Consider the following 26,336-nt stretch of genomic DNA (forward strand, 5'->3'; position numbering starts at 1 on the left):
ATGTTGGATCAGCAAGCCTCGGAGCTCTCTCGCGGGACGGCCCAGATGCCACGGACGTGCCGGAGGTGATGGAGCATCAGCGTCTCGGCCGCCTGGACGTCGCCGCCGGTGACGAAGTCGAGAAGCTGTAGGTGCTCCCGCGCGGATGGCAGCAGTTCGCCGCGTTCGGCCAGGCTCGGCACGCCGTACAGGCGTGAACGGTGCCGCAGTTCGCGGACCACCCCGACGAGGTGCGCGTTACCGGCGAGTGCGAGCAGCTCCAGGTGAAAGGTGTGGTCGGCCTCGATGTAGCCGAGGATGTCCCGGCGCTCCGCCGCCGTCACGATGGCCTCGGCGAGCGGGCGGAGTTCTTCGGCTCCCTCAGGGGATGCCGCGATCCGGGCGACCGTCGGTACCTCGATCAGCGCGCGTACCTCGGTGATCTCGTCGAGGTCCCGGTCGGACAGCTCGGTGACCCGGAAGCCCTTGTTGCGCACCGCCGTGACCAGGCCCTCCTTGGCCAGGTCCAGCATCGCCTCGCGGACCGGTGTGGGAGAGATGCCGAACCGCTCGGCCAGGGCCGGCGCGGAGTACACGACACCAGGTCGCATCTCGCCCGCGACCAGCGAGGCGCGGAGCGCCTCCGCGACCTGCTCACGTACGTTCTGCCGAGTGCCCAGCGACGGCAGGTTCAGTTCGCTCACACCCCGGTCCTCTCGTAGGCGGCGACGGCGACGACCAGGTCCTCCCAGGCCATGCCAACGCTCTTGAACAGCCGCGGACGGTCCTCGGTGAGCGGTGCCCTCCCGGTCACCAGTTCGGCGAGGTTGTACGGGGCGCGGGTCGCGCCAGGGATGATCAGATCTCCGGCCTCGCGCAGTGCCGCCGCCCGCGACTCCACGAATACCTGCGAGCGCTCCACGAGATTCCCGTCGACCTCCCGCGCGGTGGGTTCGTGCGAGCCGACCGCGATCACAACGGCGTGCGCGGGCACGAGGGCTCCGGGAAACAGCGGCTCGCGCGCGGTCGTGCAGCAGGCGATGACGTCCGCGGTGGCCACCGCGTCCGGCGTCCCCGCCGAGGCGCGCAGACCCGCCTCCCGGCATCGCGCCACGAACTCCTCGGTGCCGCTCCGGCCCACCACCGTGATCTGGTCGAGGGGGCGTACCGCGCGCAGCGCGCGGACATGTCCCCACGCCTGCGGCCCGGTGCCGAAGACGACCAGGCTGCTCGCATCGGGCGCCGCGAGATGCCGGGCCGCCACCGCGGACACCGCGGGAGTCCGGACGGAGGTCAACGCCACGCCGTCCAGCAGCGCGACCGGCGTGAGGGTCTCCCCGTCGAGCAGCAGGTAGATTCCCTGGATCCGGGGAAGGCCACGATTACCGGGCGCCACGGTGGCGACCTTCACGCCCGCGTAGCCGGGCACGGCGGCGGGCATGAGCAGGATCTGGCCGGCCGGGACGTTCGCGACGGACCGCGCCGGGCCGGCCTCGGGATCGAGCCCCGACCGCAACGCCCGCTCCAGCACGTCCGCCGCTTCGGACTCGCCGGGCAGCGTTTCGACGTTCATCATCGCAGCACGAATCCGGTCCCGAGGGCGTCGTCCGGGTCGAGGGTGAACCGGTGCTCGCCGGTCAGGTGGGCCGTGCCCTCGACCTCGGTGATGACGCCGGCCTCGGTATGGTCCACGACCCGGCCCAGGAAGCGGGTGCCGACGATCGAGTCGTGAGTCAGCACGCCATCGGGGCAGAGCAGGGCGAGCCGCGCGGACGTGCCCGAGCCGCACGGCGACCGGTCCACCTCCCCGTCGGCGAACACCGTGACGTTGCGCTGGTGCGGGCCGTCCGGCGTGTCCGGCAGTTCGTCGTACAGGATGGTGCCGTAGATGCCGTCCGGGTGATCGACCATGGGAGCGAGCGCCGCCTTGACCTCGCGGCCCGCCCTGATCAACTCGGGCAGTGCGTCCGGCGTCACGGACAGGCCGAGGTCGGCGGCGCGCACCGAGACGTACACGGCTCCCCCGTAGGACACGTCCACCCGTGCCGATCGGTAGGGCACGTCACGGGCCAGCACGTACGACGGGACGTTGCGGAAGGCAACGGACTTGACCCGGCCCTCCGTGCTGCGGACCCGGGCGGTCACCCGGCCGGACGGCACATCGATGATCACGTCGGTCTCGCCGTTCGCGGCGGCGGTCACCCGGCCGGACTCCACGGCCCAGGTGCCGAGCGCGATGGTGCCGTGCCCGCAGGCCGTGGAGTACCCGTCCTTGTGCCAGAACAGCACGCCGAGATGGGCCCCGTCGTCGTCCGGTGGCACGAGGAAGCAGCCGTACATGTCGGCGTGGCCGCGCGGCTCGTGGCACACCAGCCGACGTATGGTGTCGGCCTCCTCGGGGACCGCCGCCCGCCGTTCCCGTACGGTGGCGCCGGGAATCTCCGGCACGCCGGACAGCACGATCCGGAACGGCTCGCCCGCGCTGTGGTAGTCGACGGTCCGGATCACGCGACACCACCGAGGTACGCCTCGACCACCCGAGTGTCGGCGGCCAGACGGTCCGCCGGGCCGTCCAGCACGCAGCGGCCGTTCTCGATCACGTAACCGCGATGCGCGATCTTGAGCGCGACCTTGGCGTTCTGCTCGACCAGGAGCACCGCCGTGCCGGCCGCGTTGATGTCGGCGATGACGTCCATCACCGCTGCGACGATCAGGGGTGCCAGCCCCATCGACGGCTCGTCGAGCATGAGAAGCTTCGGCGCCGCCACGAGCGCCCGGCCGATGGCGAGCATCTGCTGCTCGCCGCCGGACAGCGTGCCACCGTCCTGATCGCGTCGCTCCGCGAGCTTGGGCAGTAGCTCGTACGCCCGGTCGACACGACGGGTCAGTTCCCTGGAGTCGCGCACGAGGTACCCGCCGAGCAGCAGGTTCTCGTGCACCGTGAGCGTGCTGAAGATCCGCCGCCCCTCCGGCACGTGCACCAGTCCGCGGGCGACGATCTTCGGAGGAGGCTCCCGGGTGATATCGGCGCCCTCGTACTCGATCCGGCCGGCACCGGGCCTCACCAGCCCGGATACCGCGGACAGCGTGGTCGTCTTCCCGGCGCCGTTGTTGCCGAGCAACGCCACGATCTCGCCCTCGCCAACGGTGAGTGACAGGCCGTGCAGGGCCTGCACCCCGCCGTAGCTCACCTCGAGATCACTCAGCTCGAGCACCGCCGACCTCCTCCCGCGCCGCCTCGACCTCTTCCTCATCGGCGTCGCGCCCGAGGTACGCCTCGACCACCGCCGGATCACCGCGGACCTCATCGGGCGTACCGTCGGCGATCTCCTTCCCGAAGTTCAGCACGACGACCCGATCCGACACCTCCATGACCAGACCCATGTCGTGCTCGATGAGCGCGATCGCGATGCCGAGGTCGCGGATCCGGCGGATGAGGTCGAGCAGTTCGGCCTTCTCACCGTGGTTGAGGCCGGCCGCCGGCTCGTCGAGCAGCAGGAGCTGCGGCCGCCGTGCCAGGGCACGCGCGATCTCCACCCGGCGCCGCTCACCGTACGGCAGATTCCGCGCGAGCCCGGCCCGGTCGCCGCGCAGGCCCACGAAGTCGAGCCACTTGTTCGACTCCTCGGTGGCCTCCCGCTCGGTTCGGCGGTATCGCGGCGTGTGCAGCAACGCGTCCGCGACGCGCTGCTTGAGCCACACGTGCGTTCCGGCGCGTACGTTGTCGAGCACGGACATCTCGCCGAACACCCGCAGGTTCTGGAACGTACGGGCGACGCCGAGCGCGGTGATCAACGATGGCCGGCGACCGGTCACGTCGTTCCCGGCCAGCCTGATCCGGCCGCCGGTCGGCTTGTAGAAGCCGGTGACGCAGTTGAACGCCGACGTCTTGCCCGCACCGTTCGGGCCGATCACGGAGACGATCTCGCCCTTCTCGACGCGGAAGCTGAGCCCGTCGACGGCGCGTACGCCGCCGAAGGCCAGGGTCAGATCCTCGACTTCCAGCATCACCGCTCCCTCGACCGATGCGGCCACAGGCCCTGCGGCCGGGCGATCATCATGATGATCAGCAGCACGCCGAACACGAAGAACCGGTAGTCGGCCAGGCCGCGCAGCATCTCCGGCAGGAGGCTGATCACGATCGCGCCGATCACCACGCCCGGCGTCGAGCCCATGCCGCCGAGCACGACCGCCATCAACACCAGCGCCGACTGCAGGAACGTGAAGCTGGCCGGCGAGATCGCCGACAGCTGCGCGCCGAACAGGACCCCGGCCAGGCCGCCCCACACCGCGCCGGCCATGTAGGCGGCCAGCTTGACCTTGTAGGTGTGCACGCCCATCGCCTCGGCGGCGTCCTCGTCCTCGCGGATGAACCGCCACGCCCGGCCGATCCGGGACCGCCCCAGGCGCGCGGCCAGCAGTACGGCGACGGCCACGATGACCAGCACGACGTAGTAGAAGACCACGGGATCAGAGGTGGCGTCGCCGAAGAGCCCGGGGATGCCATAGATGCCGTCCGGTCCGCCGGTGACGTCGAGGTTGTTGGCGATGATCCGGATGATCTCCCCGAAGCCGAGCGTCACGATCGCCAGGTAGTCGCTGCGCAGCCGCAGGGTGGGACCGCCGATGACGATGCCCGCGATGAGCGTGACGACGATGACCAGCGGAACGGTCGCCAGCAGCGGCAGGTGCAGCTTGGTGGAGGCCACCCCGCTGGTGTACGCGCCGACCGCGAAGAACGCGGCGTACCCAAGATCGAGCAGACCGCAGTACCCGACCACGATGTTCAGCCCGACCGAGAGCATCACGAAGATGACCGCGCTGGTCATGACGCTTATCGCGTACGGCGTCGCGATCACGAACGGTGCGAGCAGCCCGATGGCCAGGCCCGCCCAGCCGAGGTGCCGGCTCTCCAGGAAACGGGTGATGAACGTCGGTCCGCGGCCCTTCACGGGCTTGACCGGCGGATCGTCGACCTTCGTGACGTCATTCATTCAGACCCGCCTTCATTCAGACCCGCTCCGTCACGCGTTCGCCGAGCAGGCCGGTGGGCCGGACGGTCAGGAAGAGGATGAGGAAGCCGAACGCGAAGACGTCGCGCCACTGGCCGCCGACCCAGTGCGTGCCGAAGGACTCCAGCAGACCGAGGACGAGACCGCCGAGCATCGTGCCGGGGATGTTGCCGATCCCGCCGATCACGGCCGCGGTGAACGCCTTGAGCCCGATGATGAAGCCCATCAGGAAGTCGATCTTTCCGTAGTAGCCGCCGGCCATGACCCCCGCGGCCCCGGCGAGCGCCGAACCGATGAAGAACGTCCGTGCGATCACCTTGTCCACGTCGATGCCCATGAGCAGGGCCGCCTTCGGATCCAACGCGATCGCCCGCATCGCCCGGCCCTCGCGCGTCCGCGTGATGAGCAGGTTCAGCGCGACCATGAGGGCGACGGACAGGGCCATCAGGGCGATCTGCTGCAACGTGATGCGGGCGCCGAGGACGTTCAGCGCCGTGCCGTTCAGCCGGACCGGGTAGACCTTCGGGTTGGGACCGGCGAAGATGCGGGTGCCGTACTCCAGCGCGAACGACGCGCCGACCGCGGTGATCAGCAGGGACAGCCGTGGCGCACCCCGCAGCGGGCGGTAGGCCACGCGTTCGATGACGATCCCGGAGAGACCGGTCGCGATCATCGTCAGGACGAGCACGACCAGCAGCGCGACGAGCGAGGAGGACTTGACCAGCCCGCCCATCGCGCCGAGCATCGCGAACCCGCTGAACGCGCCCAGCATGTACAGGTCGCCGTGGGCGAAGTTGAGCAGCTTGATGATGCCGTACACCATGCTGTAGCCGAGCGCGACCAGGGAATAGAACGATCCAACGAACAGACCGTTCCAGATCAGTTGCGACATGTAAGGCCTACTTCAGGGCGTCCTGCAGCGTGAACTTGCCGTCCTTGACGACGAGGATCACGAAACCGCCACTGGACAGCGTGTGCTCCGGGGTGAACTTCAGCGGTCCAGAGAAGATCGGGAAGCCGTTGATCTTCTCCAGCGCCGTGGCGACCTTGTCGCCGTCGGTGCTGCCGGCGTTCTTGATGCCCTCGGCCGCGACCCGCACCGCGTCGTAGGCCTGCGGGGAGTAGGGCCCGGGGTCGACACCGAACCTCTTCTTGTAGTCGGCGATCCAGCTGCTCGCGCCCTGCAGGGTGTCGGGCGTCTGCGTCATCGTGGCGTAGGTGCCCTCGGCGGCCTTGTCGCCGGCGATCTTGACGAGCTTGGCGTCCACCGACCCGTCGGCGACCATGAACTTGCCCTTGTAGCCGGCCTGGCGGAGCTGGCGCAGGATCAGGCCGCCCTCCTGGTAGTAGCCGGTCCAGTAGATGAAGTCGGGGTTGTTCTTGAGGACGTTCGTGACGTTGGCGGAGTAGTCGCTCTCGCCCGGGGTCACCGCGTCCAGCGATGCCTTGTCCGGTCCGCCGGGCTTGTCGAGCTCCGCAGCGGTGCGCACGGCGATGTCCTTGGAGTACGACGTGTTGTCGTCGAGAAGCGCGACCTTCTTGGCGCCGATCTTGGTCACCCAGGCCATCGCGGAGGCGGCCTGCTGGTCACCGGTGCCGTTGACGAGGAACACGTGCTTGAGCTTCTGCTCGACGAGTTCGGTGGAGTTCGCCGCCGGGATCACCATGGGTATCTTGGCCCGGTCGAAGACCGGCAGAGTCGGCAGCGTCGCCCCGGAGCAGTAGCCGCCGACCGACGCCGCGACGCCCGCGGCGACCAGCTTGTTCGCGGCGGCGACCGCGGTCTTCGGGTCGCAGGCGTCGTCTTCGGCGCGCAGTTCCAGCTTGCGGCCCAGCACACCGCCTTTGGCGTTGATCTCATCGACCGCCAGCTGGGCACCGTTCTTCATGTACGGGCCGATCTCGGCGCTGCTGCCGGACAGGGGGATGTCCATGCCGAGCAGGATCGGACCTTTGTCCTTCTTACTGTCGCCGCCGAGGATGCCCTGGCCACAGGCTGAGACGGCAAGGGCGGTCGTCGTCAGAATGACGCCGAACACTGTTTTTCTCATAGGAAACTCCGCTGGTCGGGTGAGGAGGCCCAAAGGAGGAACCCTCCGGGGAGCGGGTCGAAATCGCACGCGGTGGCAGCCCCCGACGGTGCACCACGCATCGCTCTCCAAATGCGCCGCCGTTTCGATGGCGGCACGTACGGCCTTCTCGTGCTCCTCGGTCAGCGGCAGGCGCGGAGGACGGCATGGCCCGCCGTACATGCCCATGAGATCCGCCGTGCCGTGGCTTGCGGGAGGCGCTCAGAGTGGTCTCCTTCGTATGTGATGTGACATTTCATATCCGAGCGAACCCCGCGTCAAGGCTCGGTGCAGGCTGTGATTGTCCTGTTATCCAGGCATTTGCCGACGCCTATGTCATGCGGTTCCCGGGTTCCCGCGCATGGCGGTTCCGTGCATCACGGGTGATCAGTGACGATGTCGCGCCGGCGCATCGCCGTCCTCCACGACGCGGGGTGCGCGTCGGCGAAGCGCCGGGCGGCGGCCTTCTCGCCGCGCATCATGACCGATCAGCGTTCGATCATGCGCATCTGGGCTTCGTTGTGGTGCTCGCCCGCGGCGGGTGTCAGAGCGTCCAGCGCGGCGAGCTGCTCGGCGGTGAGTTCCACGGTGTCTGCGGCGAGGTTCTCCTCCAGGCGGGAGATGCGTTTGGTGCCGGGAATGGGCACGATGTCCTCGCCCCGGGTGAGGAGCCAGGCGAGGGCGATTTGCGCAGGGGTCGCGCCGAGCTGGGCGGCGACGGCCTTGACCTCTTCGACGCTGCGCAGGTTGCGCTGGAAGTTCTCGCCCGTGAAGCGCGGGTTGCTCTTGCGGTTGTCGTCGGCGTCGAACTCCTCGGTGGAGCCGATGGTTCCGGTGAGGAGGCCACGGCCGAGCGGCGAGTAGGCGACGAAGCCGATGCCGAGCTCGCGCAGCAACGGCAGCACTTCCGGCTCGGCGTCGCGGGTCCACAGGGAGTACTCGGACTGCAGCGCGGTGATCGGATGGACCGCGTGCGCGCGGCGGATGGTCGCCGGCCCGGCCTCGGAGAGCCCAATGTGGCGGATCTTGCCTTCGGTGATGAGGTCGGCGAGAGTGCCGACGGTGTTCTCGATGGGGGTGTCGGGGTCGACGCGGTGCTGGTAGTACAGGTCGATGTGGTCGGTGCCGAGGCGCCGCAGCGAGCCCTCGACGGCGGTGCGGATGCTCGCGGGGCTGCTGTCGAGCCGCCCGGAGCCGCGGCCGGTGTGGGAGATCATGCCGAACTTGGTGGCGAGCACGACCTGGTCGCGACGGTCCTTCAGCGCCCGGCCGAGGAGCTCTTCGTTAGTGTACGGGCCGTAGACCTCGGCGGTGTCGATGAGCGTGACGCCCAGGTCGATGGCCCGGTGGATGGTCCGGATCGACTCGGCGTCGTCGCTGCCGGCACCGGTGTAGGCGAAGCTCATGCCCATCGTGCCGAGGCCGATGCGGGCGACGTCCAGGTCACCGAGCTTGACGTGCTTCATGGTCTTTCTCCGTTCGTTGTCGGTTCGGGTTGTCTGTTCAGCCGGGAGCGCCCCTGTCGATGGCGCGCAAGGGCGTGGAGACCGCCCTACGAGGCCGCTCAGGGCTTGATCAAGACCTTGAGCGCCTCACGGTCGGCCATGGCCTGGTAACCGGCGGGCACGTCATCGAGGTCCTGATGGGGCGGCACAAGGACCGTACGGACCTGGGCCGCGAGTTCGGCGCCACCGATGTCGTCGCCGAGCGCGGCGAGGAGGGCGTCGAGCGGGTGAAGGAGCTGACCGGCGGCGACGGCACCCACACCGTGCTGGAGTGCGTGGGCCTGTTGCCCGCGATGGAGACGGCCCTGGCGGTGGCCCGTGCCGGTGGAACGGTCAGCCGGGTCGGCGCCCCGCAGTTGATCCGCTCGGCGCCGAGCCGCCGGGCCGCCAGCACGGCCGACAGACCGACCGCGCCGTCGCCGATCACCGTGACGGTGGTACGGGGACCGACCCCGGCGGCCGTACGGCCACAGGTCCGAACCGCAGATACAGGAGCGCACCACCCGTACCAGCGCGTCGGTCGACGAACGCGGCCGCGAGACCCACCCGAGCCCGCCCGTCGTCGACGCCCTCGCCCGCGCGCTACGCCTCAGCGAAACCGAGCACGAGCACCTGCTCGAACTCGCCGTCCGCGCCGCACGCCACCTCCCCGACCCACCGGCCGCACCCAGCCGCACCGTCAAACCCGGCCTCGAACTCCTGCTGGAGAGCCTGCGGCCCCACCCCGCGATGATCCTCAGCCGCACCATGGACATCCTCGCCGCCAACCCCGCCGGCCTGCGTCTGTACGCCGGTGTGGAGGACTGGCCCGCCAGGCATCGCAACCTGGCCCGCTATGTCTTCCTCCACCCCGCCGCCCGCGCCCTGTTCGACGACGCCTGGAACAGCCAGGTCCGCGGCTGCGTCGCCCGCCTGCGAGCCCTCGCCGGCACCGACCCCGACGCTCCCGACCTCGCGGCCCTGGCCGGCGAACTGCTCCTGAAGAGCCCTGAGTTCGCCCGGCTCTGGGAACGCTACGACGTACGACCCCACACCTCGGCGACCAAGACCTTCCACCACCCCGACGTCGGCGACCTGACCCTCGGATACCAGAGCATGCTGCTGGAGGGCACTCCCGGCCAGCGCCTCAGCGCCTACCACGCCCAGCCGGGCTCCCCCGACCACGACGCCATGGTCCTGCTCGACCTCACCGCACCTACGCGAGCGCGACACCCGGCCTCCGAGCGACTCTGATCGACGAGCGAATCCGTCGGCACGGCGTCCCGCAACGGCCGGACGTAGGCTTGCGCATTGTGGCCATCACCGTCACCGTGCCCGATCGGGTACCACTGGTGCTCACGCACCTCATCGCCGACGTCAACGGGACGCTCACCGACCGGGGCCGCCTCATCGACGGCGTGGCCGACCGGATCAGCCGGCTGCGGGAGCTCCTGGAGGTGCACCTGCTGACCGCCGACACGTACGGGACGCTGCCGGACATCGCGGCGGAACTCGGCGGTGTGACCGCGCAGCGGGTGCGGTCCGGCGCGGAGAAGGCGGCCGTCGCCCGGCGGCTGACGGCCGAGACGTGCGCAGCGGTCGGGAACGGCCGCAACGACGAACCGGTGCTGCGTGCGGTGGCGCTCGGCATCGCGGTGATCGGCCCGGAAGGCGCCTCGCCCCACGCGCTGGCCGCCGCCGACGTGGTCTGCACCTCGGTCACCAGCGCCCTCGACCTCCTCCTCGACCCCCGCGCGCTCGCCGCGACACTCCGCCCGTGAGCCCCGGTCGTGGTGGCAGGCGGAACAGAGGCCGTCAGCGCTTGTCGCCTCTCTCATGATGCGTGCGGGTCGTACCGGCGAGGCGCAGGATCGCGGTCAGGCCGTCGTCGGTTCCGGGCCAGTGGTGTTCGATCGCTTGAGGGCCTGCACGGCGGATGACCGAGCGCAGCGCGAGGGCGACGATGATGGCGTCGTCGGCGTAGCCGACGACGGGGATGAAATCGGGTATCAGGTCGATCGGGAGCAGCAGGTAGGCCAGCAGCAGCCACAGCCGGATCCGTACGCCACGGGGCAGGGTAGGGTCGGCGGCCAGGCGTTTGAGCAGGCGGATCAGGTCGGGCAGCACCCGCAGGCCCGCACGCAGAGCGGCCAGGTCGAAGCGGCCTTTGACGGTCCACAGGGCGGCGATGACGGCGAGCCACAGCACGGCGAGCCCGGCCACGACCGCGATAACGACGTCCCAGACCATGACGGCTTCCTCAGTGGCGGCCGACCGGCGGTCCGCCGGCCTCGATCGGCTCCCCCGGCGGGACACGATTATCCCGGCGGTCGACGCCGGCGTGCACGACAGGGTCTCCGGCCCGTCCGGGAAGGCCCGGGTACGTCACGCGCCGAGAAGTGTGCGACGCCGTACGGTCAGGATCAGTGGAATCGCGGCGAGTTCGGCGATGACGCAGAACGCCACCACCGCCCACGGTGAGACGTCGAACAGCGCTCCGATCAGGAGGCTGCCGAGGAACCAGGCGGTCCCGTACACGCCGGTGAACAGTCCGTACGCCGAAGCGCGCCGGTCCGGGGAGACCATCGGGGCCACCGCCGCCGGGATGATCGACTCGTGCACGCCCATACCCAGACCCCACAGTGACACCCCGGCGAGCCCGGCCCAGAAGCCGCCGAGGAACACCAGCGGAGCGAACGACGCCGCGACGATCGTCAGCGGGACCAGGACGCCGATTCCGGCCCGGTCGAACAGGCGTCCCAGGACCAGCGAGCCGATCCCGCTGACGGCCATGGCCACCGCGTAGAACAGCGGCGTGAGCGTGGCCGACACGGTGCCGGCCCGCTGGAAGCGGTAGGCGATGAGCGGGAAGTCGGCGAACCCGGCGGCCACGAGCGCCCCTGCGGCCAGGTAGATCCAGAACACCCGGGGCAGGCCGCCGGCACGCACCTCGGCAGGGCCCGCCTCGAGGTCCTGCGGACGGGGGTGGAACAGGCGGGCGACCACCACCAGCGACAGCGTGACCGCGGCCGGGATCGCCAGGGCGGCGAACGCGATCGTGTAGTCGTGCCGGCCGAGCAGCAACACCAGGACGACCGCCAGTGGGCCGAACATCGCACCGAACTGGTCGAGGGCCTCGTGCAGGCCGAACGCCCGGCCGTAGCCGATGTCCTCGGCCGCGTGCGAGAGCATCGCGTCGCGTGGCGGGTTCCGGGTCGCCTTCCCGGCCCGTTCGAGGACGATCAGTACCGCGGCCACCTGCCAGTTCCCGGCCAGCGCCAGCAGCGGCACCACCGCCATCTGCAACGCGTAGCCGCCGATGGTCACCGGCCAGTACCGCTGGGTCCGGTCCGCGAGGCGACCCGAGACCAGGCGCAGACCGTATCCCACCAGTTCGCCGAATCCCGTGACGGCGCTGATCGCCAGCGCCCCGGCACCCAGCACCTTCAGGTACTGGCCGATGATGCTGCGCGAGCCCTCGTAGGTGAAGTCGGCGAAGAAGCTCATGACGCCGACCAGGAGCACGAACTTCAGCGCCGCGGGCGCCTTCCGGCCGGTCATCCGGTATCCGGACGGCGCCGGCCGCCTGCCGGGCCATCGATGTCGACAGCACGAAGCGGACAGTCGACCATCAGGCCTCCATCGCGCCGAATCAGGAACCGGTTACACGCCTACGTCGAGCCGTACCGTCGGTTCGAGAAGGTTAACGCGGCGCGACGCTCCCTCCACGGAGGGTGCTCAGAGGAGCGCCGGCTCACCGGTGGGAACCATCCGACCGCGGGGAATGCCCTTATTAGGGAGGCGGCATGGAGATCGAGATCGTCGTCGAGATCCCGAAGGGTTCGCGGAACAAGTACGAGATGGACCATCGTCTCGGGCGCATCCGGCTGGACCGGCTGCTGTTCACCGCGACGCAGTATCCGACCGACTACGGCTATGTCCCCGACACGCTGGCCGAGGACGGTGATCCCCTGGACGCCATGGTGTGGCTGGAGGACGTCCCGGACTTCGTCCGCGCCGAGATCGGCCACTTCTTCGACATCTACAAGGAGATCGAGCCCGGCAAGGACTCCGACATACGCGGCTGGCAGGACCGGGAAGCCGCCGAGTGCGAGATCAACGCCGCGTTCGCCCGCGAGCGCGAACGGCCTCGCCCGGCGCCGGCCGAGTGACCGGGGTTTCGGCGCGCACCCACGTCGTCCGCGGCCGGGGTCGGCGTGGTGACCGGCCGTACGCTAAGGGCGGCTGCCGGTACGGTCGACCGGCCGACACGGTGATGGAGCTCACCGAAACCGCGGTGCGTGCCGCTGATGGCTCCTGCTCTGAGCGAGGAGGCGGGAGCCATGCTCCGATCCATGACCGAACGACGCCGTCCCTCCCCCGCGAGCGTGGGCAGGGCTGACGCCCTGCGCCTGCTGGAGACGGACGGCTGCGCGCTCTGCCGTGCCCACGACGAGGCGGAGGAGACCTGGCTTCGCTGGTTCGGCATCGAACACCACGGCGACGCCGGAACGTTGGAGCTGCTCCGGAGCTCGCTGGGGTTCTGCCCCGCCCATACCCGGCGGTTGATCGCGCTCGGCGAGCCCCCCGTCCTCCGGCAGCCGTGGGAGTTCGTCCTGCGCGCCGCGGTCGGCCGGACCGAGCGGCTGATCACGGCGGGCGAGGCGCCGTCGCCGGCGCGGTGCCCGGTGTGCGAGACGGCGGGTCGGCGCGCTCAGGCCGCCGGCGCCCTGCTGACGGCCTCGCTGGAAACCTCCGAGGTGAGTGCCGTCCTACGGCGACACCGAGGACTGTGCTACCCCCACTTGCGGCACCTGGTCCCGGACTTGAGTCCCGCCCGGGCCGGCGTCGCGGCCGACGCGGTGCATGCGGCCATCGCCGAAGCCGGGATCACCGCGGCCGCCGGGACCGATCCGGACGCCGAGCACCGAGCGCGCTGGTATCCCCTCGTCGCCGAGGCGCCCGAACCGGTCCACCTACCACCCGCCGAACGGCTCGCCATGGACCTGGAGGCCGGCTCGTGTCCCTGCTGCCGGCAGGCCGGACGAGCGGAGGACACCTACCTGACCTGGCTGCTGGAGCAGACCGAGCCGAGCGACCACGACCTGCGGCTGTGCCCACGCCACCTGCACGACGCCGCGCAGCGCGCGGCCGGGCCCACACGTACGGTCCGCGTCCGCTGCGAACTCCTGCGGGCGCGGGTGGCCGAACTGGCGATGGCCGCCCGGCACACGGGTACCCGTCCGAGGCGACGGCTGCGCCGCTCGGATCGCGGCCATGGACTGTGCCTGCGACACGGCGAGGAACTCGCCCGCACCGGACGGGCCGAGGCGTTTCTGCGTCGGCTGCTGACCCGGCTCCGCCAGCACGCCTGGGAGCTGAACGAGGACACGGTCAGACAGGCGTGGGACCTGCGGCACGAGCCCAAGGGCAGGGAGACCACCACCTGGCGCCGTGTCCCCACCGTCCTGGACGGCCGGGCCTACCTCGGCCTCGCCGATTCCGACCTGTGGCCATGAACGTGGTCACCGTACGTTCACGAGCCGGCGGCGCGGGAACGGGGACCGGTCGCCCGGCGGTGCCGTGACCCGGCGTACGGTCGACGCCGCACGCGACGTACGGCTCGGCCAGGAGGTCCCTGCTCCGGCCGCGGGTAAGGTACCGATTACGGCGGAGGGGCTCGCCGACGAACCGCGGACATGCCGCCAACGGTCCCTACCTGATCAGGTAGGAGGCCGTTCAATGCCGACGCCGGATCGCCGGGCGCTTCTCCACAACGTGCTGGGCGAGCTCCACGGGCTGGTGAGCCCGGCCGAGCGTGAGCGGATCGATGGTCTGCGCGAGCGGCTGGCCGCGGACCGGATCCGCGTTCTCGTCGCCGGTGAGGCCAAGCGGGGCAAGAGCACGATCGTCAACGCGCTGCTGGGGCGGGACGTCCTGCCGACCGGGGTGACGCCGGTGACCGCCGTCGCGACGGTCTTACGCCACGGCACACCGGAGCGTCTCACCGCCCGGTTCGCCGACGGGCGCCGCGAAGACCGGGGTCTGGAGGAGTTGCCGGCTCTGGTCACCGAACGCGGGAATCCCGGTAATCGCCTCGGCCTGTCGAACGTGACGGTGCATCTTGACGCCGAGCTGCCGGCTCGCGGCGTGGAGATCGTCGACACTCCGGGCACCGGGTCGGTCTACGAGCACAACACCGCCGAGGCCGAACGTGCGCTGGAGACGATGGACGCGGCGGTGTTCGTGCTGACCGCCGACCCTCCCCTGTCGGCCGCCGAGCGTACGCTGCTGCGACGCGCCACCCGGCACTCGGTGACGACGTTCGTCCTGCTCAACAAGGCCGACCGGCTGAGTGAGGCCGAACGCGCCGAAGCGGCCGCCTGGTCGAACTGACCCGGACCGCCGTAGAGAGGTGGCGGGACCGGCAGCGCCAGAGCCTGGAGAAGGCCTTGTCGGCCCTGGACACCCGGCTGGTCGGCGCGCTGGACCGTGAGCTCGCGACGGTCCGCGATGACGCGGCCGAACTGCTCGAGGTGGATCTGACCGTGCCGGCCGAGGAGGGACGGCTGATCGAAGATCCTCGCTTTTTCTACGTCCTCACCGGCGGCACGGGCCAGACGGAACTGCTGGCCGGTGCGGTCCGCCGCCACCTGCCCGGGCGGTTCGGCCGCCGATGACCGGGCGCGCAGATCAGAGCTGGACGAGCGGCAAGCCCACCTGGACGGCCCTGACTTCGCAGCTGACCGCCGCGGCGGTCACGGCGACACGCTGACCCGCCGGTCCGCGGGCGTCGAATGGATCGCCACGCGAGCCTTCTCCGGCACCGAGACCGCCCTTAGTCTGAGAGTACGGCGGAGGGGCTCGCCGTCATCCGCGGTGTTCGCCGCCAACGGTCCCTACCTTCAGCGGTAGGAGGACCATGCCCCGTCCCGCATTCGAACCGGCGCGCGAACGCCGGACCCTGGGCGTCCGCACTTGCCGGTCGATGCCGCGCCGTGCCCGTACGGGATCACTCATCTGTTCACCGACGAAAGGCCGATCGTGTCGATCGAGATCACCATGCTGCGTGCCATCGAGGTCCTCGACTCCCGGGCACGTCCGACATTGTCCGTCACCGTCGAACTCGCCGGCGGAGCGGTCGCCCGTGCCGGAGTGCCGTCAGGGGCCTCGACCGGGTCCGGCGAGGCCGTCGAGCTGCGCGACGGCGACCCTGAGCGTTACCGGGGCCAGGGAGTGCGTACGGCGGTAGGCCACGTCAACGGCGAGATCGCCGACGCCGTACGCAGCCGGCGCTTCGCCGACCAGGCCGCCTTCGACCAAGCGCTGATCGAGCTGGACGGCACACCGAGCAAGTCCCGGCTCGGCGCCAACGCCGTCGTCGGCGCCTCGATGGCGGTCGCCCGCGCCGCCGCCGCTCGGCAGGGCGTGCCGCTCTGGCGGTCCCTGAGCCCGGACGGCGTTCCCGCTCGCCTGCCGGTGCCGCACTTCAACGTCCTCAACGGCGGTGCGCACGCGGCGAACCCGCTGGACTTCCAGGAGTTCATGATCGCCCCGCTCGGCGCCCCCGACCTGGCGGAGGCCGTACGCGCGGGCGCGGAGGTGTACGCCGCGCTGCGCCGTCGCCTCACCGACGGCGGGCATTCGGCCGGTCTGGGCGACGAGGGCGGCTTCGCCCCGGAACTGACCCGGCCCGAGGACGCCCTCGCCTTGCTCCTCGATGCGATCGGGGACGCCGGATACACGCCCGGCCGGGACGGCGTCGCCATCGCTCTGGACCCGGCGGCGAGTGAATTCCGGCAGCCGGACGGCACCTACCTGGTGGCCGGGGAGAAGCTGACGAGCACGGACATGATCGCTCGGTACCGGCAGATCACCGAGGACTTCCCCGTCTGGAGCATCGAGGACGGTCTCGGCGAGGACGATCGCGACGGCTGGATCCGGCTCACCGAAGAGCTCGGTGAGGGGGTGCAACTGGTCGGCGATGACAACTTCGTCACCAACCCCGCGGTCATCGCCCAGGCGATCGAGGACGGCATCGCCAACGCGTCCCTGATCAAGCTGAACCAGATCGGCACCGTCACCGAGACACTGCAGGCCATGGCGGTCTGCCGCCAGGCCGGATACGGCGCGATGGTCTCCCACCGCTCCGGGGAGACCGAGGACTCCTTCATCGCCGACCTGGCCGTCGGCTCTGGCTGCGGCCAGCTCAAGTCCGGCGCACCGGCCCGCGGCGAGCGCGTCGCCAAGTACAACCGGCTGCTCGAGATCGCCGCTCACCGTCCGAGGCTGCCCTTCGGACTGACGCCGTGACCCGTCTCGCGGGCGGGGGCTCACGGCCCGGGCCGACGACCGCTCGCCACGTAGGGCAAGGCGCCACGTTCACCGAAGTGACCGGCGCTGCGAGGAGACGGAGACCGGCCGGGCCGGTTGATAGAGTTTCGTCAAGATCGCACGAAGGCCCTGGGTAAGCGGGCCGTGGGAAGAGGGAGCGCCGATGCACCAGCGGGGTTCGGCTCGCCGGGTTCGGCGGGACCGGTTCGCCTCACCGGTGGTGCTGCGGGCGCTGGAGCATCGTCCGATCGGTACGAACGGCTATGTGAGCACCTGGGGCGCGATCACCAGCACCTGTCCACCTGACCAGGTGTGACCCGCCCCGCCAAGACAGCCGGTTCCAGGTATCTGGCTTACGGCGATCGGTCACGGCGGCCGGCGGGGCCTTCGTCTCGGTGTCGTTGATCTTCCACGCCCTCGCTTGGAGTGCCGCTGATGTCTGCCTTGGCGCGGTTGACCGCGCTGGCCTGGTCGTCTGCCCGAGCCACCGCTGTGCGGATCGGCGCGGTGGTGCGGTCGGAAGTGGTCAGCGGGTCGTTGCTGATCGCCGCCGCGGTGGTGGCGTTGGTGTGGGCGAACTCGCCGTTGGCACCCGTCTATGAGCGGATGCGGTCCTACACCATCGGTCCGTACGCGCTGCATCTGCATCTGCCGGTCCAAACGTGGGCGGCCGATGGGCTGCTGGCGGTGTTCTTCTTCATCGTCGGCAACGAGCTCAAGCAGGAACTGGTGCACGGTGAGCTGCGCGACCCGCGCCGTGCGGTGTTGCCGATCGTGGCGGCACTGGGCGGGGTCGCGGTCCCGGCCGGGGTGTTCGCGGCCCTCAACGCCCGTACCGGTGGGGAGGCGGGTGGCGGGTGGGGGATCCCGATAGCCACCGACATCGCTTTCGCGGTCGCGGTGCTGGCGGTGATCGGCCGGCATCTGCCCGCCGCTCTGCGGACCTTCCTGCTGACGCTGGCCACCGTCGACGACATGTGCGCGGTGATCATCATTGCCGTCGTCTACACCAGCGGCCTGTCGCTGCCCGCCCTGACCGGCGCCGTGGCCGGTTCGGCGCTGTTCGCCTACCTGCAGCACGGCCGCGGCCGCCTGCTCACACGGGTGCGGGCCGCGGTTCCGGGCTGGGCGTTGTTCACCCCGTTGGCACTGGTGATCTGGGGTGCGACGCACGCCAGCGGCGTGCATCCCACGATCGCCGGGGTGGCGATGGGCCTGCTGATGCGCACCCGTACTCGCGCCGGTGAGACCATCAGCCCGTCCGAGCACGCCGAACACCTGCTCCGGCCGATCTCCTCCGCCCTCGCTCTGCCGGCCTTCGCGTTGCTGTCGGCCGGAGTGGCGTTGTCAGGGGCCGGCGGCTTCTGGGGCAGCACCATCGCCTGGGGCGTGCTGGCCGGGCTGGTGTGCGGCAAGGTAGTGGGGATCTTCGGGGCCTCCTGGCTGACCGCCCGCCTCACCAGCGCCCATCTCAACCCCGGGATCGGCTGGATCGACATCGTCGGCATCGGCCTGCTGGGCGGGATCGGTTTCACCGTCTCCCTGCTGATCACCGAGCTGTCCTACACCACGCCCGCCCACCAGACCATCGCCAAAGGCGCCGTCCTGCTGGCCTCGGCCATCGCCTCCCTGCTGGCCGCGCTGCTCCTGGGTGCCCGCAGCCGTCACTACCGCCGCCAACACTGACCCGGCCGATGCCGAGGGGGTGATGGAGCCTTCCAGGCCGGCCACGCGCAGGATACGTGTGGGCTGGCATCGCAACGCAGCCCGTCCTCGGCGAGGCCTGTGCGGCGTCGGCCGCGACGCCGCCCCGCAGCGCCACCCGCGACCGGGCTCGCTCGCGAATCGTGGCGGTGTGACCTCTTCCCTCTCCAAACTTCATCGCCTATCGTCGATTAACGATGAATGACGAGAGCGGACCTCTCGACCGGTCGACGGCGGTCGAGTACGCGTCCTGGTTCAAGGCCCTGGCCGATGCCACCCGGATCCAGATCGTCTCCTTGCTGGCCCGCCGCGGTGAGCCGATGGCGGTCGGGCAGATCGTCCAGGCCGTCGACGTCGGCCAATCGACCGTCTCGGCGCACTTGAAGGTACTGGCCGACGTGCGGTTCGTGCTGGTCGAGCAACGAGGGACCGCCCGGTACTACCGGATCAACGAGACCTGCGTGCGCTGCTTCCCGACCGCCGCCGACGTGGTCATGGGCCGCCCCGTCCCCACCCAGCCCGACGCCGCCGCTTGTGAGACAGGGGGAACCCGATGACCGAGCACCTCTCCGGCCGCAGCCTCGAGGATGCACGTGAGGCGATCGTGGATCGCTACTCCGGGCTGGCCCGCCAGGCCCTGGCCGGGCAGGCCCCCGCCGACTCGTGCACGACGAGCGAGCGCGAAGAGGAAGGCTGTTTCGGCGCTGCCCGCTATGGCGCCGATGAGGCGGTTCCGGAGGCGGCGCTGCGGGCCAGTCTGGGCTGCGGCGACCCCACCGCCGTCGCCGGCATCGCCTCCGGCGAGACCATCCTCGACCTCGGCTCGGGCGGCGGGCTCGACGTCATCCTGTCGGCCCGGCGCACCGGCACGGCGGGCAAGGCTTACGGCCTGGACGCCAGCCCCGACATGCTCACACTCGCGGCCGCCAACGCGGCCGAGGCCGGGATCGGCAACGTCGAGTTCCTCCGTGGCCACATCGAGGACATCCCCCTGCCGGACGCGCACGTCGACGTGGTCATCTCCAACTGTGTCATCAACCTGTCCACCGACAAACCCCGCGTGCTCGCCGAGGCCTTCCGCGTCCTGCGCCCCGGCGGCCGCCTCGGCGTCACCGACGTCATCGCCGCCCACGACCTCGACCCGGCCGAACGCACCACGGCCGAACAGGCCGTCGGCTGCGCCGCCGGAACCCTCACCCTCAGCGAGTACCGCCACCGGCTGCTCGCCGCCGGGTTCACCACCGCGACCATTACGCCCACCCACCAGGTCGCCCCTGGTCTGCACTCAGCGATCGTTCAAGCGGGTAAGCCCGCGGCCCCGGACGGCATCGTGATCCGGCCCATGCGGCCCGGCGACGCCGAAGACGTCCTGGCGATCTACCAGGCCGGGCTCGACGGCGGCAACGCCAGCTTCGAGACCACGACCCCCACCTGGGAAGCATTCGACGCCGCCAAGCTGCCGCTGCACCGCCACGTGGCCACCGACACCGGCACCGGCCAGGTCCTCGGCTGGATCGCCGCCACGGCGGTCTCCGACCGCTGTGTCTACGCCGGCGTCGTCGAACACTCCGTGTACGTCCACCCCGGGCACCACCGCCGCGGCATCGCCGCCGCCCTTCTCCGAGCTCTGATCGACTCCACCCAGACCGCCGGGATCTGGACCATCCAATCGGGCATCTTCCCCGACAACACCGCCAGCCTCCGCCTCCACGCCGGCGCCGGATTCCGCACCGTCGGAACCCGCCGACGCATCGGCCGCCACCACGGACGATGGCGCGACGTAGTCCTCATCGAACGTCGCAGCCCCACTGTGGAGCCGGGCTGAGAGGCGACGAGGGTCTCTCCGCCTCACGGCGCTCGGCGCTTCTAGCGGAGGGCCGCGATGAGGACGTCGCTCGGTGAGCACCAGATCTCGCGGGTCTCGGTGAATCGTTGTTCGCGCAGAGTGTCGAGGTGCCACTCGCCGCTGCCGGACGATCCACCGTCCCAGCGGTCATCGAACCGGCGCACGACCTGCCCGCCGACGGCTCTGGAACGCCTCAGGCCGATGCCCGACAGCCAGGCCCGCGCCATGCCGCCCCTGCGCGGCGTGCCCGAATCCGTCCCCCCGGCCGAGCACGAGCTCAGCAGAACGGCCGCTCCGGCCTGCACGAACTGTCTGTGAGCGCGGCACCGACCCGGCGGTCGCCGGTCGCGCCGGTAAGAGTGGGGCATCCCCCGTGCCGGTCGCGTCCGGGTCCCATCCCGTAGGCTGTGTCGCGCAGCTGGTTCGCCCTGCCCGCCAGGCAGACGCGTCGTAAGAGGGAACCCGGTGTGAGTCCGGGACTGCCCCGCAGCGGTGAGCGGAAACGACCGCCGTCACCACGCACTGGGCCCGACGTACGGGTCCGGGAAGCGACGGCCAGTAGGTGCCTGCCCCGGCAGGCGTGTCCGCGAGTCCGAAGACCTGCCACTGCCCGTACGCGCGACCCGCGCGTACGGAGAGCTCGGTGACCTCGAGGGCGGGTCGGCGGACATTCCAGGTAGCTCCTGGTGTGCTCCTTCGCGTCCTCGGCCCCGGACTCATCCGCAGAGGTGCTCGCGAAGGAGAGTGCTGTGACGACAACGTCCGCCACCGTGTACGGCTACCCCCGGCAAGGTCCTGACCGGGAGCTGAAGCGCGCCATCGAGGGCTACTGGAAGGGCCGCCTCGGCGCCGAGGCCCTCCACACCACCGCGGCCGACCTGCGCCGCGCCACGTGGCAGCGGCTCGCCGCCGCCGGCATCGACGAGGTCCCCACCGGCGACTTCTCCTACTACGACCACATGCTCGACACCAGCGTCATGGTCGGCGCCATCCCCGAACGCCACCGCGCCGCGGTCGGGGCCGACGCCCTGGACGGCTACTTCGCGATGGCCCGCGGCACCCAGGAGGCGGCGCCGCTGGAGATGACCAAGTGGTTCGACACCAACTACCACTACCTCGTCCCCGAGCTCGGCCCCGAAACGGTCTTCCGCGCGAACTCGGCCAAGCAGGTCGCCGAGCTGACCGAGGCCCGCGCGCTCGGCCTCGCCGTACGGCCGGTGCTGGTCGGACCGGTCACGTACCTGCTGCTGGCCAAGCCCGCCCCCGGGGTCGCCGCCGACTTCGAGCCGCTGACGCTGCTGGACCGGCTGCTGCCCGTCTACGCCGAGGTGCTGGCCGACCTGCGCGCCGCCGGCGCCACGTGGGTGCAGCTCGACGAACCCGCGCTCGTGCAGGACCGTACGCCCGCGGAGCTGGAGGCCGTCGCGCGCGCGTACCGCGAGCTGGGCGAGCGGTCCGACCGGCCCGAACTGCTGGTCGCCTCCTACTTCGGCCGGCTCGGCGAAGCGCTGCCCGTCCTGGCCGAGGCACCGGTCGAGGGGCTCGCGCTCGACCTCACCGGGCCCGCCGCCGCCAACCTCGACGGAATCGCCGCCGCGGGCGGCCTGCTCGGCAAGCGCCTCGTCGCCGGCGTCGTCGACGGCCGCAATATCTGGATCAACGACCTGGCCAAGTCCCTGTCCGTCCTCGGTACGCTCCTCGGCCTGGCCGACCGGGTCGACGTCGCGGCGTCCTGCTCGCTGCTGCACGTTCCGCTCGACGTGAGCCTGGAGCACGGCATCGACCCACGGATCCGCGACTGGCTCGCCTTCGCCCGTCAGAAGACCGCCGAGATCGCCACACTCGCCCGCGGGCTGTCGCATGGCACGGAGGCCATCGCCGGCGAACTCGCCGCCAACCGCACCCGCCTGGCCGCCCGTGCCTCCTCACCGCTCACCCGCGACCCGGCCGTACGCGCCCGAGCCGCCGCCGTCACCGGCGACGACACGCGCCGCGCCCGGCCGTACGGCGAACGCGGTGCCGCCCAGCGCGCCCGGCTCGGCCTGCCACCACTGCCCACGACCACCATCGGGTCCTTCCCCCAGACCGACGAGCTGCGCCGCGCCCGCGCCGACCTGCGCGCCGGCCGCATCGACACCGCCACGTACGAGGAGCGCATCGAGGCCGAGATCGTCGAGGTCATCTCCTTCCAGGAGAAGGCGGGCCTCGACGTGCTGGTCCACGGCGAGCCCGAACGGAGCGACATGGTCCAGTACTTCGCCGAACGGCTCACCGGCTACGTCGCCACCCAGCACGGGTGGGTCCAGTCCTACGGCACCCGCTACGTACGCCCGCCGATCCTCGCGGGGGACATCGCACGCCCCGCCCCGATGACCGTCCGCTGGACCCGGTACGCCCAGTCGCTCACCGAACGCCCGGTCAAGGGCATGCTCACCGGCCCCGTCACCATGCTCGCCTGGTCGTTCGTACGCGACGACCAGCCGCTCGCCGACACCGCCCGCCAGGTCGCGCTCGCCCTCCGCGACGAGGTCGCCGACCTGGAGGCCGCGGGCAGCGCGATCATCCAGGTCGACGAACCCGCGCTGCGCGAGACCCTCCCGCTGCGCACCGCCGACCACGCCGCCTACCTCTCCTGGGCCACCGAGGCCTTCCGCCTCACCACCGGCGGTGTCCGCACCGACACCCAGATCCACACGCACATGTGCTACGCCGAGTTCGGCGACATCCTGCCCGCCATCGACGCCCTCGACGCCGACGTCATCAGCCTGGAGGCCGCCCGCTCCCACATGCGAATCGCCGCCGAACTCGCCGCCGCCGGCTACCCCCGCGAAGTCGGCCCCGGCGTGTACGACATCCACTCCCCCCGCGTCCCGGACGTCGAGGAGATGACGGCCCTGATCCGCGCCGCGCTACGGGCCGTTCCCGCCGAACGGCTGTGGATCAATCCCGACTGCGGCCTGAAGACCCGCGGGTGGCCCGAAGTACGCGCGTCCCTGGAGAACCTGGCCACCGCGGCCCGTGAGCTCCGCCGTTCCCAGAACTCCTGAACGAGCGGGGGCGGACACCCGGTGTCCGCCCCCGCTCACTCGATGCCGACGGCCGGCGGCCGGCGAGGGTGCCCCTCGCCCGCGATGCGGTCGCCGGCGCGTAGCCTCGGCACATGCGGATCGTGCGCTCTGGGAGGGATCTCGGTGGCTGACGCCGACGATGTGCGCCGGCTGGCGCTGGCTCTGCCTCACGTGGTGGAGATTGACAGTGACGGCTTTGACTTCCGGGTTGCCGACAAGGGGTTCGTCTGGTCCTACCCCGAGCGCACGCCGGGGAGGCCGCGCCTGATCCGAACCGATATCGCGGTGCTGTACGTCGGGGACGAGGCCGAGAAGCAGGCTCTCCTGCTGGGCGAGCCCGACCTCTTCTTCACCACGCCGAGCTACGACGGCCTGCCCCTGGTGATGCTGCGCCTGGCCGAGGTGAAGGTCGAACGTCTGGAAGAGCTCGTGACCGACGCGTGGCGTATGCGTGCGCCGGACGCGCTCGTCAGCGACCTCGATGAGGCCGGCGAATCGTCCGGCACTGATCCGTGCTGAACGAGCGCGCCCGGGTCGGTGAAGATGAATCCAGCCAGTGGCCGCCCTGCCGCTTTACGTCTCACAAGTGTTGGCCCCGGCGACCAGATCAGTCATGAAGCGACTCCTCGGTGACCAGGGGCCGACGCGCCGCACCGCCGAGCATTCCCGCCGCGGCCAGTAGTGCGGCGACGAGCGCGGAGACCCCGCAAACGACGTAGCCGATCGCGTACGCGTGGTCGAGAGCGTGGAAGGCGACGTTCTGGATCGGGTTGCCCGCGACGGCGTTGGCGCCGAGCGGGCCGGAGTTCACCGCGCCGACGGCCTCGGGCGGTGCGCTCGCGCCGAACTTCTCCATCGCGGCCCGCAGCGCGGAACTGGCGTGCAGTTTGTGCTGGATCTCGGAGGCGGCCGCGCTCAACGCGATCGCGCCGATGACCGCGGGGCCGAGTGTGAAGCCGAAGTCCCGCAGCTGGCTGGTCGTGCCCGAGGCCATGCCGGCGAGGTGGTTGGGCACGGTGTTGACCGCGACGGCGGTCACGCCGGAGAGCGCGAACGCGAATCCGATACCGACCAGGACCAGCGGCGCGACGATCGGCCACAGGGACCGGTCGACCGCCGACTGGGCGGCGATCCAGAAGTCCCCGGCCGCGATCAGCAGGAAGCCGGCGCCCAGCGCCCAGCGCGGGTTGTACGAGTGAATCGTCTTCGCGGTGACCGGCATGAGCACCAGCGCGAAGCCCTGCAACAGGACGAACGCGATGGCCGTCTCCAGGGGCGAGAACTCCTGGATCGCCGCCAGCCGGATGCTGGTGGAGTAGGCGGTGCCCAGGAAGGCGAACATGCCCAGCACCGTCACGAGGGAGCTCACCGCGAAGGCCCGGTTGGCGAACAGGCTCAGCCGCAACAACGGAGCCGGCGACCGCCGCTCGGCGGCGATGAACGCGGCGAAGAAGACCACGGCGACGACGAAACCGCCGATCACCCACGGGCTCGACCAACCGCTCGTGGCGCCCTGGATGACGGCGAACAGGAGGGCGAACAACGAGACGGCGACGGTGATCTGCCCCGGCCAGTCCAGTGAGCGGCCCTCGGGTGCGGAGGAGTTCCGGGCGGTCAGGGCGACGGCCGCACTGATCAGGGCGAGGAGGAAGACCGCGACGAACGCCCAGCGCCAGGTCGCCGTCGGGTCGTCGCCCCAGGACATCTTGGTGACCAGTCCACCCAGAAGCGGGGACACGAACCCTCCGGACGACAACGCGGCGGACCAGACCGCGATGCCTCGCGCCCGGTCCTTCGCCGTGTGGGTGCCCGCGGCCACCATCGCCAGCGAGGTGGGGAAGAGGACCGCCGCGCCGATGCCGGTCAGCGCCTGCCCTGTCCACAGCGTGGCGATGGCCGCGGTGTTCGAGGTGCCGGCCGACGGAGTGAGCACGCTGATCAACTCGCCGACGGCCATGAGCAGGCTGCCGCCGATCAGCAGGCGCTTGCGGCCGAAGAGGTCACCGAGGGCGCCGAAACTCAGCTCGAGCAAGGTCACCGGCACGAGGAAAGCGTCGGAGATCCAGGTGAGCTGCGCGGATGTGGTGTGCAGGTCCTGCTGGAACAGGCCGTTCAGGACGGCGGGGATGGCGAGCCCGACCTGCGCCACCAGCACCGCGAGGGCGGTGGCGACGCGGGTGCCGGGGGTGAGGAAGGGGGTGGTGATCGCGTGCCGGCTGGCCGGTGCGGTGGTGAGATCGCTCATTGCGTCTCCAGGAACGGAGGAGCCCGGATGCTGCCAACGAGAGACTGTGTCACGCATCACTATTGATGTACAGGTTTCCTGGGTTTTTCTCCGTTGCGCCGCAATCCGGGGAAGATGGACGGGTGACCGACCCCGCCACCTCCGGCGACGTCCACGCGAAGGCGCGGACGTCCCTGCTCTATCTGGTCAAGCAGCTGGAGCTGGCCGTACGCTCCCGGCTGGACGAGGTGCTGCGCCCGGTGTCCATCACGCCGTTGCAGTACACGGCGTTGACGGTTCTGGAGCGCCGGTCGGACCTCAGCACGGCCGAGCTCGCCCGCAACGCGTTCGTGACCGACCAGAGCGCCGCCGACATGGTCGGCGTTCTCGAGAGCCGCGGCCTCGTCCTGCGGCACCCCGACCCCGGTGACCGTCGGCGGCGGGTGCTGCGGCTCACCGCCGAGGGCCAGGAACTCCTCGATCACGTACGCGCGGACGTGGACGCAGTGGAGGCGCGAATGCTGTCGCCGCTCGCCGCGGACGAGGTCGACGACCTGCGCCGCTACGTGGCCGCCTGCCGCAGCGCCCTGTCGAGCTCGCCTCCGCACTAAGGCGA

27 protein-coding genes, 1 pseudogene and 2 riboswitches are annotated in these 26,336 nt (G+C 70.8%); of the genes and pseudogenes, 15 read left to right on the forward strand and 13 right to left on the reverse strand.

The window, feature by feature from the left end; translation table 11 throughout:
* Positions 1 to 8 precede the first annotated feature (8 nt).
* From ABEA10_RS11900 to ABEA10_RS11940, 9 genes are all read right to left on the reverse strand, one after another.
* The gene (locus ABEA10_RS11900; RefSeq protein WP_345461719.1) at positions 9 to 683 is read right to left on the reverse strand and encodes a GntR family transcriptional regulator; all 675 of its coding nucleotides are present in this window, start codon (positions 681 to 683) and stop codon (positions 9 to 11) included.
* Complete coding sequence (locus tag ABEA10_RS11905) at positions 680 to 1,555, reverse strand: ornithine cyclodeaminase family protein (protein WP_345461722.1); 876 nt, start codon at positions 1,553 to 1,555, stop codon at positions 680 to 682. The genes ABEA10_RS11900 and ABEA10_RS11905 overlap by 4 nt, the downstream gene beginning before the upstream one ends.
* On the reverse strand, positions 1,552 to 2,487 hold the full coding sequence (locus tag ABEA10_RS11910) for a proline racemase family protein (protein ID WP_345461725.1): 936 nt from the start codon (positions 2,485 to 2,487) through the stop codon (positions 1,552 to 1,554). Before ABEA10_RS11910 ends, ABEA10_RS11905 begins: the two co-directional genes overlap by 4 nt.
* On the reverse strand, positions 2,484 to 3,194 hold the full coding sequence (locus tag ABEA10_RS11915; RefSeq protein WP_425550895.1) for an ABC transporter ATP-binding protein: 711 nt from the start codon (positions 3,192 to 3,194) through the stop codon (positions 2,484 to 2,486). The genes ABEA10_RS11910 and ABEA10_RS11915 overlap by 4 nt, the downstream gene beginning before the upstream one ends.
* Positions 3,178 to 3,987 carry an ABC transporter ATP-binding protein gene (locus tag ABEA10_RS11920; RefSeq protein WP_345461731.1) on the reverse strand — a complete coding sequence of 270 codons (810 nt, stop codon included), beginning with the start codon at positions 3,985 to 3,987 and terminating at the stop codon, positions 3,178 to 3,180. The genes ABEA10_RS11915 and ABEA10_RS11920 overlap by 17 nt, the downstream gene beginning before the upstream one ends.
* Positions 3,987 to 4,973: a branched-chain amino acid ABC transporter permease gene (locus ABEA10_RS11925; protein WP_345461734.1), complete on the reverse strand. Its 987-nt coding sequence runs from the start codon at positions 4,971 to 4,973 to the stop codon at positions 3,987 to 3,989. The genes ABEA10_RS11920 and ABEA10_RS11925 overlap by 1 nt, the downstream gene beginning before the upstream one ends.
* Positions 4,974 to 4,989: 16 nt before the next feature.
* The gene (locus ABEA10_RS11930) at positions 4,990 to 5,883 is read right to left on the reverse strand and encodes a branched-chain amino acid ABC transporter permease (protein ID WP_329260327.1); all 894 of its coding nucleotides are present in this window, start codon (positions 5,881 to 5,883) and stop codon (positions 4,990 to 4,992) included.
* A 7-nt stretch (positions 5,884 to 5,890) separates the two neighbouring features.
* Positions 5,891 to 7,042, reverse strand: a complete 1,152-nt coding sequence (locus tag ABEA10_RS11935; protein ID WP_345461743.1) for a branched-chain amino acid ABC transporter substrate-binding protein — start codon at positions 7,040 to 7,042, stop codon at positions 5,891 to 5,893.
* 506 nt (positions 7,043 to 7,548) lie between these two features.
* Entirely contained in the window at positions 7,549 to 8,526 is a 978-nt protein-coding gene (locus ABEA10_RS11940; RefSeq protein ID WP_345461745.1) for an aldo/keto reductase, read from the reverse strand.
* A gap of 176 nt (positions 8,527 to 8,702) precedes the next feature.
* On the opposite strand from ABEA10_RS11940, the pseudogene ABEA10_RS11945 reads away from it, so the two are divergent.
* From ABEA10_RS11945 to ABEA10_RS11960, 3 genes and pseudogenes are all read left to right on the forward strand, one after another.
* Positions 8,703 to 8,861, forward strand: a pseudogene (locus tag ABEA10_RS11945) (zinc-binding dehydrogenase); the annotation flags it as partial.
* A gap of 316 nt (positions 8,862 to 9,177) precedes the next feature.
* Entirely contained in the window at positions 9,178 to 9,798 is a 621-nt protein-coding gene (locus ABEA10_RS11955; protein WP_345462213.1) for an MmyB family transcriptional regulator, read from the forward strand.
* A gap of 59 nt (positions 9,799 to 9,857) precedes the next feature.
* A complete protein-coding gene (locus ABEA10_RS11960; protein WP_345461748.1) occupies positions 9,858 to 10,325 on the forward strand; it encodes a hypothetical protein in 468 nt (155 codons plus the stop codon).
* A gap of 34 nt (positions 10,326 to 10,359) precedes the next feature.
* Here ABEA10_RS11960 and ABEA10_RS11965 read toward each other — a convergent pair whose 3' ends face one another.
* Entirely contained in the window at positions 10,360 to 10,794 is a 435-nt protein-coding gene (locus ABEA10_RS11965; protein WP_345461751.1) for a YkvA family protein, read from the reverse strand.
* Positions 10,795 to 10,929: 135 nt separating this feature from the next.
* Positions 10,930 to 12,105: an MFS transporter gene (locus ABEA10_RS11970; RefSeq protein ID WP_345461754.1), complete on the reverse strand. Its 1,176-nt coding sequence runs from the start codon at positions 12,103 to 12,105 to the stop codon at positions 10,930 to 10,932.
* A 245-nt stretch (positions 12,106 to 12,350) separates the two neighbouring features.
* Here ABEA10_RS11970 and ABEA10_RS11975 point away from each other — a divergent pair, with 245 nt between their 5' ends.
* From ABEA10_RS11975 to ABEA10_RS12015, 9 genes are all read left to right on the forward strand, one after another.
* Complete coding sequence (locus ABEA10_RS11975; protein ID WP_345461757.1) at positions 12,351 to 12,716, forward strand: inorganic diphosphatase; 366 nt, start codon at positions 12,351 to 12,353, stop codon at positions 12,714 to 12,716.
* Positions 12,717 to 12,807: 91 nt separating this feature from the next.
* Positions 12,808 to 12,871, forward strand: a riboswitch (Fluoride riboswitch).
* A gap of 28 nt (positions 12,872 to 12,899) precedes the next feature.
* A complete protein-coding gene (locus tag ABEA10_RS11980; protein ID WP_345461760.1) occupies positions 12,900 to 14,063 on the forward strand; it encodes a hypothetical protein in 1,164 nt (387 codons plus the stop codon).
* 223 nt (positions 14,064 to 14,286) lie between these two features.
* Complete coding sequence (locus tag ABEA10_RS11985; protein WP_345461763.1) at positions 14,287 to 14,940, forward strand: dynamin family protein; 654 nt, start codon at positions 14,287 to 14,289, stop codon at positions 14,938 to 14,940.
* A gap of 56 nt (positions 14,941 to 14,996) precedes the next feature.
* Complete coding sequence (locus tag ABEA10_RS11990; protein WP_345461765.1) at positions 14,997 to 15,224, forward strand: hypothetical protein; 228 nt, start codon at positions 14,997 to 14,999, stop codon at positions 15,222 to 15,224.
* A 298-nt stretch (positions 15,225 to 15,522) separates the two neighbouring features.
* On the forward strand, positions 15,523 to 16,857 hold the full coding sequence (eno, locus tag ABEA10_RS11995) for a phosphopyruvate hydratase (RefSeq protein ID WP_345461768.1): 1,335 nt from the start codon (positions 15,523 to 15,525) through the stop codon (positions 16,855 to 16,857).
* Positions 16,858 to 17,041: 184 nt separating this feature from the next.
* Positions 17,042 to 17,194, forward strand: coding sequence for a hypothetical protein (locus ABEA10_RS12000; protein ID WP_345461771.1), 153 nt, complete (start codon positions 17,042 to 17,044; stop codon positions 17,192 to 17,194).
* Positions 17,195 to 17,313: 119 nt separating this feature from the next.
* On the forward strand, positions 17,314 to 18,564 hold the full coding sequence (gene nhaA, locus ABEA10_RS12005; RefSeq protein WP_345461774.1) for a Na+/H+ antiporter NhaA: 1,251 nt from the start codon (positions 17,314 to 17,316) through the stop codon (positions 18,562 to 18,564).
* 215 nt (positions 18,565 to 18,779) lie between these two features.
* A complete protein-coding gene (locus ABEA10_RS12010; RefSeq protein ID WP_345461777.1) occupies positions 18,780 to 19,139 on the forward strand; it encodes an ArsR/SmtB family transcription factor in 360 nt (119 codons plus the stop codon).
* Positions 19,136 to 20,407, forward strand: coding sequence for a GNAT family N-acetyltransferase (locus ABEA10_RS12015; protein ID WP_345461780.1), 1,272 nt, complete (start codon positions 19,136 to 19,138; stop codon positions 20,405 to 20,407). The genes ABEA10_RS12010 and ABEA10_RS12015 overlap by 4 nt, the downstream gene beginning before the upstream one ends.
* A 41-nt stretch (positions 20,408 to 20,448) precedes the next feature.
* Here ABEA10_RS12015 and ABEA10_RS12020 read toward each other — a convergent pair whose 3' ends face one another.
* Complete coding sequence (locus ABEA10_RS12020; RefSeq protein WP_345461783.1) at positions 20,449 to 20,733, reverse strand: hypothetical protein; 285 nt, start codon at positions 20,731 to 20,733, stop codon at positions 20,449 to 20,451.
* Between the two features lie 96 nt (positions 20,734 to 20,829).
* A riboswitch (cobalamin riboswitch) is annotated at positions 20,830 to 21,050 on the forward strand.
* 127 nt (positions 21,051 to 21,177) lie between these two features.
* Between ABEA10_RS12020 and metE the strand changes: the two genes are divergently transcribed.
* Positions 21,178 to 23,475: a 5-methyltetrahydropteroyltriglutamate--homocysteine S-methyltransferase gene (gene metE / locus ABEA10_RS12025; protein WP_345461785.1), complete on the forward strand. Its 2,298-nt coding sequence runs from the start codon at positions 21,178 to 21,180 to the stop codon at positions 23,473 to 23,475.
* A gap of 144 nt (positions 23,476 to 23,619) precedes the next feature.
* Entirely contained in the window at positions 23,620 to 24,015 is a 396-nt protein-coding gene (locus ABEA10_RS12030; RefSeq protein WP_329260294.1) for an MmcQ/YjbR family DNA-binding protein, read from the forward strand.
* 88 nt (positions 24,016 to 24,103) lie between these two features.
* Here the strand turns inward: ABEA10_RS12030 and ABEA10_RS12035 are convergent, their stop codons facing one another.
* The gene (locus ABEA10_RS12035) at positions 24,104 to 25,741 is read right to left on the reverse strand and encodes an MFS transporter (RefSeq protein ID WP_345461790.1); all 1,638 of its coding nucleotides are present in this window, start codon (positions 25,739 to 25,741) and stop codon (positions 24,104 to 24,106) included.
* 122 nt (positions 25,742 to 25,863) lie between these two features.
* On the opposite strand from ABEA10_RS12035, the gene ABEA10_RS12040 reads away from it, so the two are divergent.
* A complete protein-coding gene (locus ABEA10_RS12040) occupies positions 25,864 to 26,331 on the forward strand; it encodes a MarR family winged helix-turn-helix transcriptional regulator (protein WP_345461793.1) in 468 nt (155 codons plus the stop codon).
* Positions 26,332 to 26,336 lie beyond the last annotated feature (5 nt).

The organism is Actinoallomurus oryzae (genome assembly GCF_039541955.1).
In the GTDB taxonomy this organism is placed as follows: Bacteria; Actinomycetota; Actinomycetes; order Streptosporangiales; family Streptosporangiaceae; genus Actinoallomurus; species Actinoallomurus oryzae.

Excerpts from the sequence above, each read along its gene's own strand:
- ABEA10_RS11905 (WP_345461722.1), bottom strand. The coding sequence starts at position 1,555 with ATGATGAACGTCGAAACGCTGCCCGGCGAGTCCGAAGCGGCGGACGTG.
- ABEA10_RS11920 (WP_345461731.1), bottom strand. The coding sequence starts at position 3,987 with ATGCTGGAAGTCGAGGATCTGACCCTGGCCTTCGGCGGCGTACGCGCC.
- ABEA10_RS11925 (WP_345461734.1), bottom strand. The coding sequence starts at position 4,973 with ATGAATGACGTCACGAAGGTCGACGATCCGCCGGTCAAGCCCGTGAAG.
- ABEA10_RS11930 (WP_329260327.1), bottom strand. The coding sequence starts at position 5,883 with ATGTCGCAACTGATCTGGAACGGTCTGTTCGTTGGATCGTTCTATTCC.
- ABEA10_RS11935 (WP_345461743.1), bottom strand. The coding sequence starts at position 7,042 with ATGAGAAAAACAGTGTTCGGCGTCATTCTGACGACGACCGCCCTTGCC.
- ABEA10_RS11940 (WP_345461745.1), bottom strand. The coding sequence starts at position 8,526 with ATGAAGCACGTCAAGCTCGGTGACCTGGACGTCGCCCGCATCGGCCTC.
- ABEA10_RS11965 (WP_345461751.1), bottom strand. The coding sequence starts at position 10,794 with ATGGTCTGGGACGTCGTTATCGCGGTCGTGGCCGGGCTCGCCGTGCTG.
- ABEA10_RS11970 (WP_345461754.1), bottom strand. The coding sequence starts at position 12,105 with ATGACCGGCCGGAAGGCGCCCGCGGCGCTGAAGTTCGTGCTCCTGGTC.
- ABEA10_RS11975 (WP_345461757.1), top strand. The coding sequence starts at position 12,351 with ATGGAGATCGAGATCGTCGTCGAGATCCCGAAGGGTTCGCGGAACAAG.
- ABEA10_RS11980 (WP_345461760.1), top strand. The coding sequence starts at position 12,900 with ATGACCGAACGACGCCGTCCCTCCCCCGCGAGCGTGGGCAGGGCTGAC.
- ABEA10_RS11985 (WP_345461763.1), top strand. The coding sequence starts at position 14,287 with ATGCCGACGCCGGATCGCCGGGCGCTTCTCCACAACGTGCTGGGCGAG.
- ABEA10_RS12000 (WP_345461771.1), top strand. The coding sequence starts at position 17,042 with ATGCACCAGCGGGGTTCGGCTCGCCGGGTTCGGCGGGACCGGTTCGCC.
- nhaA (WP_345461774.1), top strand. The coding sequence starts at position 17,314 with ATGTCTGCCTTGGCGCGGTTGACCGCGCTGGCCTGGTCGTCTGCCCGA.
- ABEA10_RS12010 (WP_345461777.1), top strand. The coding sequence starts at position 18,780 with ATGAATGACGAGAGCGGACCTCTCGACCGGTCGACGGCGGTCGAGTAC.
- ABEA10_RS12015 (WP_345461780.1), top strand. The coding sequence starts at position 19,136 with ATGACCGAGCACCTCTCCGGCCGCAGCCTCGAGGATGCACGTGAGGCG.
- ABEA10_RS12035 (WP_345461790.1), bottom strand. The coding sequence starts at position 25,741 with ATGAGCGATCTCACCACCGCACCGGCCAGCCGGCACGCGATCACCACC.